Origin of the sequence: Streptomyces sp. NPDC059456 (assembly GCF_042750055.1) — a bacterium.
Taxonomy (GTDB): Bacteria; Actinomycetota; Actinomycetes; order Streptomycetales; family Streptomycetaceae; genus Streptomyces.
In genome coordinates, this window is record NZ_JBHYVA010000216.1 from 1 (window position 1) to 12030 (window position 12030).

9 protein-coding genes and 2 riboswitches are annotated in these 12030 nt (G+C 72.7%); of the genes, 8 read left to right on the top strand and 1 reads right to left on the bottom strand.

What is annotated here, in order from left to right; genetic code table 11:
* Window positions 1–106: 106 nt before the first annotated feature.
* Window positions 107–180, bottom strand: a riboswitch (cobalamin riboswitch).
* Window positions 181–331: 151 nt separating this feature from the next.
* Window positions 332–511: riboswitch (cobalamin riboswitch) on the top strand.
* 227 nt (window positions 512–738) lie between these two features.
* The 5 genes from ACFXA3_RS20115 to ACFXA3_RS20135 are packed head-to-tail and all read left to right on the top strand — an operon-like array spanning window position 739 to window position 6161.
* Window positions 739–2238: a CoA-acylating methylmalonate-semialdehyde dehydrogenase gene (locus ACFXA3_RS20115; protein ID WP_385188488.1), complete on the top strand. Its 1500-nt coding sequence runs from the start codon at window positions 739–741 to the stop codon at window positions 2236–2238.
* Window positions 2235–3389 carry an acyl-CoA dehydrogenase family protein gene (locus ACFXA3_RS20120; protein WP_385188490.1) on the top strand — a complete coding sequence of 385 codons (1155 nt, stop codon included), beginning with the start codon at window positions 2235–2237 and terminating at the stop codon, window positions 3387–3389. Before ACFXA3_RS20115 ends, ACFXA3_RS20120 begins: the two co-directional genes overlap by 4 nt.
* Window positions 3386–4480 carry an enoyl-CoA hydratase/isomerase family protein gene (locus ACFXA3_RS20125; protein WP_385188492.1) on the top strand — a complete coding sequence of 365 codons (1095 nt, stop codon included), beginning with the start codon at window positions 3386–3388 and terminating at the stop codon, window positions 4478–4480. Before ACFXA3_RS20120 ends, ACFXA3_RS20125 begins: the two co-directional genes overlap by 4 nt.
* Entirely contained in the window at window positions 4477–5391 is a 915-nt protein-coding gene (gene mmsB / locus ACFXA3_RS20130) for a 3-hydroxyisobutyrate dehydrogenase (RefSeq protein WP_385188494.1), read from the top strand. Before ACFXA3_RS20125 ends, mmsB begins: the two co-directional genes overlap by 4 nt.
* Window positions 5388–6161: an enoyl-CoA hydratase gene (locus tag ACFXA3_RS20135; RefSeq protein WP_385188496.1), complete on the top strand. Its 774-nt coding sequence runs from the start codon at window positions 5388–5390 to the stop codon at window positions 6159–6161. The genes mmsB and ACFXA3_RS20135 overlap by 4 nt, the downstream gene beginning before the upstream one ends.
* 54 nt (window positions 6162–6215) lie before the next feature.
* On the opposite strand, the gene ACFXA3_RS20140 is transcribed toward ACFXA3_RS20135, so the two are convergent.
* Window positions 6216–7640 (bottom strand): short-chain fatty acyl-CoA regulator family protein, encoded by a 1425-nt coding sequence (locus ACFXA3_RS20140; protein WP_385188498.1) that lies wholly within the window; start codon window positions 7638–7640, stop codon window positions 6216–6218.
* 381 nt (window positions 7641–8021) lie between these two features.
* Here ACFXA3_RS20140 and aceA point away from each other — a divergent pair, with 381 nt between their 5' ends.
* The 3 genes from aceA (at window position 8022) to ACFXA3_RS20155 (ending at window position 11942) form a co-directional block, all read left to right on the top strand.
* Window positions 8022–9311: an isocitrate lyase gene (gene aceA, locus ACFXA3_RS20145; protein WP_385188499.1), complete on the top strand. Its 1290-nt coding sequence runs from the start codon at window positions 8022–8024 to the stop codon at window positions 9309–9311.
* 169 nt (window positions 9312–9480) lie between these two features.
* Complete coding sequence (aceB, locus tag ACFXA3_RS20150; protein WP_385188500.1) at window positions 9481–11073, top strand: malate synthase A; 1593 nt, start codon at window positions 9481–9483, stop codon at window positions 11071–11073.
* Entirely contained in the window at window positions 11070–11942 is an 873-nt protein-coding gene (locus ACFXA3_RS20155; protein ID WP_385188501.1) for a 3-hydroxybutyryl-CoA dehydrogenase, read from the top strand. Before aceB ends, ACFXA3_RS20155 begins: the two co-directional genes overlap by 4 nt.
* Window positions 11943–12030 lie beyond the last annotated feature (88 nt).

The following is a 12030-nucleotide window of genomic DNA, read 5'->3' on the forward strand; positions in this document are numbered from 1 at the left end:
CAGCCCCCTGCCCGTCTCCCGGGGGAAACGGGCAGGGGGAGCCGGCCCGGGCTGGGGGCTTCGCGCTGCAGACCATGACAGTGGGAAGCGGTACGCATCGCACCCCGGGTACTCCGACTCACGGCGCGGTCAGCCCCGTTCACGGTTGCAGGTCAGCGCCGGAATCCCACCGGCTTCCCCCAGTCGTGCGTGCATTCGGTTGTGGGCCCCGCCGCAGGGGGCGGAGCCGCACGCATCGTACGGTGCGACGGCCCCGCTCCGGAAGGCACGTGCCTGGAGCCCGGCTCGGGACACGGAGTGGGGGGTGGACTTACTAGGACGTCCAACTATATGTTCGTGACAAGCCCGCGGTGCAGGGAAGCCGGTGTGAATCCGGCGCGGTCCCGCCACTGTGACCGGGGAGCGTGTTCTCCAGCAGATCAGGCCACTGACGGAATCCATCCGCCGGGAAGGCCGGAGAACGCGCGCTGATCCGGGAGCCAGGATACCGGCCGTGGGGTGTTCCGTGTTGTCCACGAGGATGGAGCAGACACGCATGGCACCGGTACGTGACCACGGCCCTGGTGAACCAGCGGAGTACCCGAACGGCGAGGCTTCGTCCCCGCGTTCGTGACTCGACGGAGGCCTCCGCGCCTTCCCCTGTCCCGCGGCCGGAGCAGCGGTGCGCACCCCGATCGGTGCCCTCCCGCCACCGCGCCGCGCCCTTCCTCGGATCTCACCTGACGAGAGCAGGCATCGATGGTCCGCGAACTCACCCACTTCATCGGCGGAAAGCACACCACCGGCACGTCCGGTCTCTTCGCCGACGTGTACGACCCCAACACCGGCGCGGTACAGGCCAGGGTCCCCCTGGCCGGGCGCGCCGACACCGAGGCGGCGATCGCCGACGCCGACGCGGCGCAGCGGGAATGGGCGCAGTGGAACCCGCAGCGGCGGGCCCGCGTCATGCTGCGCTTCCTCCAGCTTGTCGAGGGCGAACGCGACGCGCTGGCCCGCCTGTTGTCCTCCGAGCACGGCAAGACGATCGCCGACGCCCACGGTGATCTGCAACGCGGCCTGGAGGTGGTCGAGTTCGCCGCCGGTGTCCCGCACCTGCTGAAGGGCGAGTTCACCGACAACGCGGGCACCGGGATCGACGTGCACTCACTGCGCTCCCCGCTGGGCGTGGTCGCCGGGATCACCCCCTTCAACTTCCCCGCGATGATCCCCCTGTGGCAGGCCGCCCCCGCCCTGGCCTGCGGAAACTCCTTCATCCTGAAGCCCTCCGAGCGGAACCCTTCCGTACCGCTGCGGCTCGCCGAACTGTTCCTGGAGGCCGGTCTGCCGCCCGGCGTCCTCAACGTGGTCAACGGCGGCAAGGAGGCGGTCGACACCCTGCTCGAAGACCCCCGCGTCCAGGCCCTCGGCTTCGTCGGCTCCACCCCGATCGCCGCGCACATCTACGCCACCGCCGCCGCCCACGGCAAGCGCGCCCAGTGCTTCGGCGGGGCCAAGAACCACATGATCGTCATGCCCGACGCCGACCTCGACCAGGCCGTGGAAGCGCTGATCGGCGCCGGCTACGGCTCGGCGGGCGAGCGCTGCATGGCCATCGCCGTCGCCGTCCCCGTCGGGGAGGAGACCGCGAACGCCCTCGTGGCCAGGTTGACGGAGCGGATCGCCGCCCTGCGCGTCGGCCGCTCCGACGACCCCGAGGCCGACTTCGGGCCGCTCGTCAGCCGCGACGCACTCGACCGCGTCAACCGCTACATCGGCATCGGGGCCACCGAGGGCGCCGAACTCGTCGTCGACGGACGGGGGTTCACCCTGCCGGGCCACGAGAACGGCTACTTCGCCGGCCCCACCCTCTTCGACCGGGTCACCCCGCAGATGCGGATCCACCGCGAGGAGATCTTCGGCCCGGTGCTGTCCGTCGTACGGGCCGCCGACTACGAGGAGGCCCTGCGCCTGCCGACCGAGCACCCGTACGGAAACGGCGTCGCGATCTTCACGCGTGACGGGGACACCGCACGCGACTTCACCCGCCGGGTGGGTGCCGGCATGGTCGGTGTCAACGTGCCGATCCCCGTGCCCGTGGCCTACCACACCTTCGGCGGCTGGAAGCGGTCCGGCTTCGGCGACCTCAACCAGCACGGGCCCGACTCGATCCGCTTCCACACCCGCACCAAGACCGTCACCTCGCGCTGGCCCTCGGGGGCCAAGGAGAGCGCGAGCTTCACCATCCCGACGATGGGATGAGAGCCGTGACCACCACGCTCACCCCCGATCAACTGGCCCTCGCCGAGGTCACCCTCGACTTCGCCCAGGAACAGATCGCCCCCCACGCCGTGACCTGGGACCAGGACAGGCACTTCCCCGTCGACGTCATCCGCCGGGCCGCCGCCCTCGGTCTGGGCGGCGTGTACGTCGCCGAAGAGCACGGGGGTTCGGGACTCGGCCGCAGCGACGGCGTCCTCGTCTTCGAGACCCTCGCCACCGGCTGCCCGTCCATCGCCGGATACCTCTCCATCCACAACATGGTCGCCTGGATGATCGACCGCTACGGCAGCGACGCCCAGCGAAGCCGCTGGCTCCCGGACTTGTGCACCGCAGCCACCCTCGGCAGCTACTGCCTGACCGAGCCCGGCGCCGGATCCGACGCCGCCGCACTGCGCACCCGCGCCGAACGGCACGGCAGTCACTACGAGTTGACCGGCGTCAAGCAGTTCATCTCCGGCGCCGGAGCCGCGGGCCTCTACGTGGTCATGGCCCGGACCGGCGAACCCGGACCGGGCGGGATCTCGGCCTTCGTCGTCGAACGCGAGGACCCGGGCGTCTCCTTCGGGCCCAACGAGCGGAAGATGGGATGGAACGCCCAGCCCACCCGCCAGGTCGTCCTCGACCGCGTCCGCATCCCCGCGGACCGGCTGCTCGGCGTCGAGGGGGACGGCTTCCGCATCGCCATGAACGGCCTCAACGGCGGCCGTCTCGGCATCGCGGCCTGCTCCCTCGGGGGCGCGCAGAGCGCACTGGACCGCTCGCTGTCCCACCTGGCCGACCGCCGGGCCTTCGGCAGCCGTCTCCTGGACGCGCAGGCGCTCCAGTTCCGGCTGGCCGACATGGCCACGGAACTCGCCGCCGCCCGCGCCCTGGTCCGGCAGGCCGCCGAGGCCCTGGACGCCGGGGATCCGCTGGCTCCGCGCCTGTGCGCGATGGCCAAGCGGTTCGCCACCGACACCGGGTACGCGGTGGCCGACGCCGCGCTCCAGCTCCACGGCGGCTACGGCTACCTCAGCGACTACGGCATCGAGAAGATCGTCCGCGACCTGCGGGTCCATCAGATCCTGGAAGGCACGAACGAGGTCATGCGCGTCATCGTCGCGCGCGGACTCACGGAGACCCTGCGATGACCAACCCGTCCCACGCAACCCCCGCGGAACACGACCACGTCCTCCTGCGCACCGACGGCCACGCCGCGTACATCACGCTCAACCGCCCCACGGCACTCAACGCCCTCAGCCACCCCATGGTGCTCCGCATCGAGAAGGCGCTCTCGGCGTGGTCACTCGACCCCGCGGTCGAGCTGGTCGTCATCGAGGGCGCCGGTGAACGGGGACTGTGCGCGGGCGGGGACATCCGCGCGATCCACGACGACGCCAAGGCTGGGGGCGACGCGTCCGAGGGCTTCTGGCGCGACGAGTACCGGCTCAACGCGCTGATCGCCCGCTACCCGAAGCCGTACGTGGCCCTCATGGACGGCATCGTGATGGGCGGCGGCGTCGGCGTCTCGGCCCACGGCAGCGTCCGGATCGTCACCGAACGCTCCTGCGTCGCCATGCCCGAGACCGGCATCGGCTTCGTCCCCGATGTCGGCGGGACCTACCTCCTCGCCCTCGCCCCCGGCGAACTCGGCACCCACCTGGCGCTCACGGGCGCCCCCGTCGGCGCCGCCGACGCGCTGCTGTGCGGGCTCGCCGACCACTTCGTCCCCGCGGCGGCCCTGCCCGCGCTCGCCCGGGACCTGGCCGCCGACCCGGTGCACACCGTGCTCGAGCGGTACGTGCAGCAGCCGCCGGCCGGCGCTCTCGGCTCCGCGCGCGCGTGGATCGACCACTGCTACGCCGCCGACACCGCCGAGGAGATCGTCGCGCGGCTGTCGGCGTCAGGCGTCCCCGCCGCCGAGGACGCGGCGGACACCCTGCTGTCGAAGTCCCCCACGGCGCTCAAGGTCACCCTGGCCGCGCTGCGCCGGGCCCGCCGGCTCGGACCGCTGGAACGGGTGCTGGAGCAGGAGTACCGCGTCTCTTGCGCGGCCCTGTCCTCGCCCGACCTGGTGGAGGGCATCCGCGCCCAGGTCATCGACAAGGACCGTGATCCGCACTGGTCGCCGGCCGCGCTGGCGGACGTCACCGCCGCGGACGTGGACCGGTTCTTCGCCCCGCTCGACGCGCACGAGCTCCGGCTCGGCGCGACCGCCCCGTCCCAGGAGGTCGTCTGGTGAGCAGCACCGTCGCATTCATCGGCCTCGGCCACATGGGCGCCCCGATGGCCGGCAACCTCGTCAAGGCCGGCCACCGCGTCCTCGGCTTCGACCTCGTGCCCGGCCTGCTGGCCGGCGCCGCAGCCACCGGGGTCGAGCCCGCGGCCTCGGCGGCCGGGGCCGCCGCGGAAGCCGACGTGGTGATCACCATGCTGCCGGCCGGCCGCCACGTCCTCGCCCTCTACCGCGAACAGGGCCTGCTGGCCGCCGCCCGGCCCGGCACCCTGTTCATCGACTGCTCCACCATCGACGTGGCCGACGCCCGGAGCGCCCACGACGCGGTCGTCGCCGCCGGCCACCGCGCCCTGGACGCCCCCGTGTCGGGCGGGGTGGTGGGCGCCGAGGCGGCCACGCTCACCTTCATGGCGGGAGGCGGGGCGGCGGAGTTCGCCGCCGCCGAGCCGTTGCTCGACGCCATGGGCCGCAAGGCGGTGCACTGCGGGGCGGCGGGCGCCGGCCAGGCCGCCAAGATCTGCAACAACATGATCCTCGCCGTGTCGATGATCGGCGTCAGCGAGGCCTTCGTCCTCGCCGAGAGCCTCGGACTCGACCACCAGGCCCTCTACGACGTGGCCTCCACCGCCTCCGGCCAGTGCTGGGCCCTCACCGTCAACTGCCCGGTCCCCGGGCCGGTCCCGGACAGCCCCGCCAACCGCGCGTACCGCCCCGGCTTCGCCGCCCCGCTGATGGCCAAGGACCTCGGACTCGCCGCCAACGCCCTGCGCGCCGGCGGGGTGCGGGCGCCGCTGGGCCTCAAGGCCGCCGAGCTGTACGCCGCTTTCGCCGAAGGGGAGGGCGCTGACCTCGACTTCTCGGCGATCGTCCGCACCCTCCGCCCCGGCGGACCACACCAGAACGGAACCTCCGCATGACGTACGAGACCATCCTGCTGGAACGCAAGGGCCGGGTCGCCGTCCTCACCCTCGACCGGCCCGAGGCCCTCAACGCGCTCAACCTGCGGGTCATGACCGAGGTCGTGTCCGCCGCGGAGCAGCTGGACCGGGACCCGGACGTCGGCTGCATCGTCCTCACGGGGTCCCCGAAGGCCTTCGCGGCGGGCGCGGACATCAAGGAGATGCGCCCGCAGAGCTACACGGACATGTACCTCTCCGACTGGTTCACGGCATGGGACCGTCTGGGCCAGGTCCGCACCCCCACCCTGGCGGCGGTCTCCGGCTACGCCCTCGGGGGCGGCTGTGAACTGGCCATGCTCTGCGACATCCTGCTCGCCGCCGACACGGCGACGTTCGGTCAGCCCGAGATCAAGCTGGGCGTCATCCCGGGCATCGGTGGCTCCCAGCGGCTCACCCGCGCCGTGGGCAAGGCGAAGGCCATGGAGCTGTGCCTGACGGGCCGCACCATGGACGCCGCCGAGGCCGAGCGCGCCGGGCTGGTCTCCCGGATCGTGCCCGCGGACGAACTGCTCGCCGAGGCCCTCGCCGTGGCCGCGACGGTCGCCGACATGTCCAAGCCGGTCGCGATGATGGCCAAGGAAGCCGTGAACCGGGCCTTCGAGACCACCCTCACCGAAGGCGTCCGCTTCGAACGCCGCCTGTTCCACGCCGTGTTCGCCACCGCCGACCAGAAGGAGGGCATGTCCGCGTTCGTCGACAAGCGCCCGCCGCACTTCACCCACGGCTGAGCACGCCCGGCCCCGGGGCCGGGCGGTACGGCAGCCCCGGCTCCTCGGTGCGCCCTAGCGGACCCGGGAGCCGGAGGTGCCCTCGACGGGGTACGGGATGAAGGTGCTGCTGTTCTCGTCGACGGCCAGGGCGCGGCCGAGCGGCGGGACGGCGCGCTGGGGGCAGTCGAGGCGTTCGCAGAGGCGGCAGCCCATGCCGATGGGTGTCGCCGCGGCGGTGTTGTCCAGGTCGAGGCCGTCCGCGTACACGAGCCGGGAGGCGTGCCGCACCTCGCAGCCGAGGCCGATGGCGAAGGTCTTGCCGGGCTCGCCCCAGCCGCCCCGGTGGCGGGTGACCGCACGGGCGGTCCACAGGTGGCGCTGCCCGTCGGGCATGGCGGCCACCTGGACGTGGATGCGGCCGGGCGAGGCGAAGGCCTCGTACACGTTCCACAGCGGGCAGGTGCCGCCGGCGCGGGAGAAGTGGAAGCCGGTGGCGGATTGCCGCTTGGACATGTTCCCGGCGCGGTCGACGCGGACGAAGGAGAAGGGAACTCCGCGCAGCCTGGGACGTTGCAGCGTGCTCAGGCGGTGGCACACGGTCTCGTAGCCGATGCCGAAATGGTCCGTGAGCCGCTCGATGTCGTAGCGGAACTCCTCCGCGGCCGTGTGGAAGGCGCCGTACGGGAGGATCAGCGCGGCGGCGAAGTAGTTCGCCACGCCGATCCGGGCCAGGGAATGGGCCGGGGAGCCCGCCTCGAAGTCCTCGGCGGCCAGCCGGTCCAGTGCGTCGCCGTACTCCAGCAGGGCGAGCTGGGTGGCCATGCGGAACGCCTGCTGGCCGGGCCGGAGCCGGTTCGACAGGTGCAGCACCCGCGAGGCCGCGTCGTAGCGGTGCAGCCGGTCGCAGTCCGCCGCGACGCGGATCCCGTGCCCCTCGGCGAGCCGGCGGGTCAGCGCACGGATGACGTCGCCGGGGCGGATGCCGATCTCCCGGGCGAGGTCCTCGGCGGCGAGGTCGGTGTCGTGGAGGTAGTTCCGGCGCCGGTAGAAGAACTCGCGGATCTCCTCGTGCGGCGAGCGCGGCGAGCGCGGCGCGCCCGGGCCGGCGTCCCGGCCGTCGGCCGTGTCCGCGAGCCGCTCGGCGAGGACCTGGCTGCGCCGGCCCAGGTCGAGCAGGACCGAGGCGACGGCGGGCATCCGGGCGGCCAGCTCCGCCAGGTCCGACGGGGACACGCGGGCCTCGGCGACCTCGTTGGCCAAGGCCTCGCGGAGGTCGGCGACCAGCCGGCTCGTGTCGCGCTCGGAGAAGAACCCGGGGTCGACTCCGAACGCCTCGGTCAGCCGCAGCAGGACCGGCACGGTCAGCGGGCGCGAGTCGTGCTCCATCTGGTTCAGATAGCTGGGGGAGATGCCCAGGACCCTGGCCAGCTCGGCCTGGCTCATCCGGCGCTCCTCGCGCAGCCGCCTCAGCCGCGCTCCCGCGTACGTCTTGCTCACCGGTCGCTCCTTCCCCCCACGTCCGGGCTTCAGGGTATGCGCGATCCGGCCGGTGCCAACCTTCGCAACCTTGGCAAATATGCCGCGGAAGATTCGCAGAAATTGGCAGACGTACCCCGTTGATGGCACTGCGTGCCGCTGTCAGAGTCTGTTCTGCGGCCCGCCGGACCCCGGCGGCCGAGACAGCGAACCGGGGCACGATTCATGCCCTGACGTCGGAGATCCCGGCAGTTCTGACTCGGCCGTCCTGCATCGTTGCTCAGCTCCGCCCCGCAGCGGGCCGGCGGCCGCAACCCTCGATCAAGGCACACAGTGCCAACCTCCTGCCGGGACCGGCGGACGTGTTGGCAGGTCAAGCGACTCATGGAGACGGTGACGGTCATGGCAGAAGCGAAGGCGACCACGGCGGCGGCCCAGCAGCTCGAACGGCGCTGGGCCACGGACCCGCGCTGGGCGGGCATCGAGCGCACCTACTCGGCCGAGGACGTGGTCCGGCTCTCCGGCAGCGTCCGCGAGGAGCACACCCTGGCCCGGCGCGGCGCCGAGCGACTGTGGCGACAGCTCCACGAACAGGACTACGTCCACGCCCTCGGCGCCCTGACCGGCGGCCAGGCCGTCCAGCAGGTCCGGGCGGGACTCCAGGCGATCTACCTCTCGGGCTGGCAGGTCGCGGCCGACGCCAACCAGGCCGGGCACACCTACCCCGACCAGTCCCTCTACCCGGTCAACTCCGTTCCCCAGGTCGTCCGCCGGATCAACAACGCGCTGCTGCGCGCCGACCAGATCGCCACCGCCGAGGGCGGCTCGGACACCGTCGACTGGCTGGCGCCGATCGTGGCCGACGCCGAGGCCGGCTTCGGCGGACCGCTGAACGCCTTCGAGCTGACGAAGGCGATGATCGCGGCCGGTGCGGCCGGCATCCACTACGAGGACCAGCTGGCCTCCGAGAAGAAGTGCGGCCACCTCGGCGGCAAGGTCCTCGTCCCCACCTCCCAGCACATCCGCACCCTCAACGCCGCCCGGCTCGCCGCCGACATCGCGGACACCCCGACCCTGATCATCGCCCGTACCGACGCCCTCGCCGCGAACCTGCTGACCAGCGACGTCGACGAGCGCGACGCGCAGTTCACCACCGGCGAGCGCACCGCCGAGGGCTTCTACCGGGTGCAGAACGGAATGGCACCCGTCATCGCCCGCGGCCTCGCCTACGCCCCGTACGCCGACCTCATCTGGGTGGAGACGGGCACCCCGGACCTGGCCCAGGCCCGCGAGTTCGCCGAGGCGGTCCACGCGCGGTACCCGGACCAGATGCTGGCCTACAACTGCTCGCCGTCCTTCAACTGGAAGGCAGCCCTGGACGACGACCAGATCGCCAAGTTCCAGCGGGAGCTGGGCGCCATGGGTTACCGCTTCCAGTTCATCACCCTGGCCGGCTTCCACTCCCTCAACCACGGCATGTTCGACCTCGCCCGCGGCTACGCCGAGCACGGCATGACCGCCTACGTCGACCTCCAGGAGCGGGAGTTCGCGGCCCAGGCCCAGGGCTTCACCGCCGTCAGGCACCAGCGCGAGGTCGGCACCGGCTACTTCGACCTCGTCTCCACCGCCGTCAACCCCGCCTCCTCCACCACCGCGCTCGCCGGCTCCACCGAGGAAGAGCAGTTCCACTAGAACCTGCCCTGCGGGCCGTGTTCCCCCCCGGCCGGCGCCGGGAGGCACCCCCGGGCCCGCGCTCACCGGCCCGCGCCCACCGGCCCGCCTCCGGGCGACGGGCCGCGACCGCCGGGAGCCGGACGGCCGTCTCCGCCCGGCTCCCGCTCCACCCTCGTCAGGAGACCGCATGTCCACCACCGCCACCACGCACCGGGTCCGGGTCCTCGCGGCACCGGGCGAGCGCCACGACGAGATCCTCACGCCGGAGGCGCTCGACTTCATCGGCCGGCTCGACGCGGCCTTCGCCGACCGCCGCCAGGACCTCCTCAAGGAGCGGCTGCGCCGCAGGGACCGCCTCGTCTCCGGGACGCCGCTGGACTTCTCGGTGACGACGTCCGCCGTCCGGGCGGACCCCGACTGGCGCGTGGCCCCGCCCGCGCCCGGACTGACCGACCGCCGCGTCGAGATCACCGGCCCGCCGGACCGCCGCATGACGGTCAACGCCCTCAACTCCGGTGCCCGGGTGTGGATGGCGGACTTCGAGGACGCCACCGCGCCCACCTGGGAGAACGTGATCGGCGGCCAGCTGAACCTGCTCGACGCCATCGAGCGGCGCATCGACTTCACCACGCCGGAAGGCAAGGAGTACCGCCTCGGAGAGGACCTGGCGACGATCGTGGTCCGCCCCCGCGGCTGGCACCTGCCGGAGGAGCACCTGGAGGTGGACGGCCGGCCCGTGTCCGCGTCGCTGGCGGACTTCGGGCTGTACTTCTTCCACTGCGCGCAGCGGCAGATCGACGCCGGCCACGGACCGTACTTCTACCTGCCGAAACTGGAGAACGCCGGCGAAGCCCGGCTCTGGAACGACGTCTTCGTCCTCGCCCAGGAACTCCTCGGCATTGCGCGGGGCACCGTCCGGGCCACCGTCCTGATCGAGACCGTCACCGCGGCGTTCGAGATGGAGGAGATCCTCCACGCACTGCGCGAACACAGCGCCGGGCTCAATGCGGGCCGCTGGGACTACCTGTTCAGCATCATCAAGACCTTCGGCCACCGCACCGACTTCCAGCTGCCCGACCGCGCCCAGGTCACCATGACGGCCCCCTTCATGCGCGCGTACGCCGAACTCCTCGTCCGCACCTGTCACCGGCGCGGCGCCCACGCCATCGGCGGCATGGCCGCCCACGTACCGTCGAAGGACCCCGAGGCCAACACGGCCGCCCTGGCCAAGGTCCGCCTGGACAAGGAACGCGAGGCCGAAGGCGGCTTCGACGGCTCCTGGGTCGCCCACCCGGCACTCGTCCCCGTCTGCCGCGAGGTCTTCGACGGCGTCCTCGGCGAGCGGCCCCACCAGCTCGACCGCACCCGCGACGACGTCGCCGTCACCGCCGCCGACCTCCTCGCCGTCCGCCGCACCAGCGCGCCGCCCACGGCCGCGGGCGTCCGCGCCAACGTGGCCGTCGCCCTGCGCTACTTCGACGCCTGGCTGCGCGGCCACGGCGCCGTCGCCCTGTACGGGCTGATGGAGGACGCGGCGACCGCGGAGATCGCCCGGGTCCAGCTGTGGCAGTGGCTGCGGCACCGGTCGATCGACCGCACGGAGCTCCGCGCCGTGATCGACGAGGAGTGCACGGCGTTCGCGGCGGAGCAGCCCGGCGCGCTCGTCGAGGAGGCCAGAGCCGTACTGGACCGGGTCGCGCTGCAACGTGAGCTGCCGGCCTTCTTCACCCCCGACGCCTACACCCGCCACCTGGTCCGCCGTACGCAGGTGCAGTCGTGAGCGCCGGCATCCGCCGGGTGGGGGTCGTCGGCGGCGGGCAGATGGGCGCCGGCATCGCCGAGGTCTGCGCCCGCGCCGGACTGGACACCGTCGTCTGCGAAGCCGGCGCCACCGCCGCCCGCGCGGCACGCGAACGGGTCGCCGCATCCCTCGAACGCGCCGTCCAGCGCGGCAAACTGGACCGGATCTCCGCCGAGGACGCCCTGACCCGGCTCGTCTTCACGGGCAGCCTGGAGGACCTCGCCGACCGGCAGCTCGTCGTCGAAGCCGTGACCGAGGACGCGGACGTGAAGACCGGGACCTTCGCGGCACTCGACAAGATCCTCGCCGACCCGGCGGCGATCCTCGCCACCAACACGTCCTCCCTCCCCGTCATGCGCCTGGGCATGGCCACCGCCCGCGCCGACCGGGTCGTGGGACTGCACTTCTTCAACCCCGTCCCCGTCCTGCCGCTGGTGGAGGTCGTCTCCTCGCTGCACACCTCCCGCGAGACCGTGGAAACGGTGGAGGACTTCGTGCGCGGGGCCCTGGGCAAGACGGCGATCCGGTCGCAGGACCGGTCCGGCTTCGTCGTCAACGCCCTCCTCGTCCCCTACCTGCTGTCGGCGATCCGGATGGCCGAGTCCGGCTTCGCCACCGCGGCCGACGTCGACGCCGGCATGGAACTGGGCTGCGCCCATCCGATGGGTCCGCTGAAACTGGCCGACCTCATCGGACTCGACACGGTCGCGGCCATCGCGGAGTCCCTCTACGACGAGTTCAAGGAACCCCTCTACGCCCCGCCCCCGCTGCTCTCGCGGATGGTGCAGGCCGGGCTGCTGGGCCGCAAGACGGGCCGCGGGTTCCACACCTACGACCGGGACCGCTGAGGGGCCCGGTGCGGCCGCCGGGGCGAGGGGGCCGGCCGCGGGGGGTGGATGGGGTGGGGGGGGGGGGGGGGACCCCCACCCCCCCCGC

Coding starts and splice junctions, on each gene's coding strand:
- ACFXA3_RS20115 (WP_385188488.1), top strand. CDS start 739: ATGGTCCGCGAACTCACCCACTTCATCGGCGGAAAGCACACCACCGGC.
- aceA (WP_385188499.1), top strand. CDS start 8,022: ATGGCAGAAGCGAAGGCGACCACGGCGGCGGCCCAGCAGCTCGAACGG.
- ACFXA3_RS20135 (WP_385188496.1), top strand. CDS start 5,388: ATGACGTACGAGACCATCCTGCTGGAACGCAAGGGCCGGGTCGCCGTC.
- ACFXA3_RS20120 (WP_385188490.1), top strand. CDS start 2,235: ATGAGAGCCGTGACCACCACGCTCACCCCCGATCAACTGGCCCTCGCC.
- aceB (WP_385188500.1), top strand. CDS start 9,481: ATGTCCACCACCGCCACCACGCACCGGGTCCGGGTCCTCGCGGCACCG.
- ACFXA3_RS20125 (WP_385188492.1), top strand. CDS start 3,386: ATGACCAACCCGTCCCACGCAACCCCCGCGGAACACGACCACGTCCTC.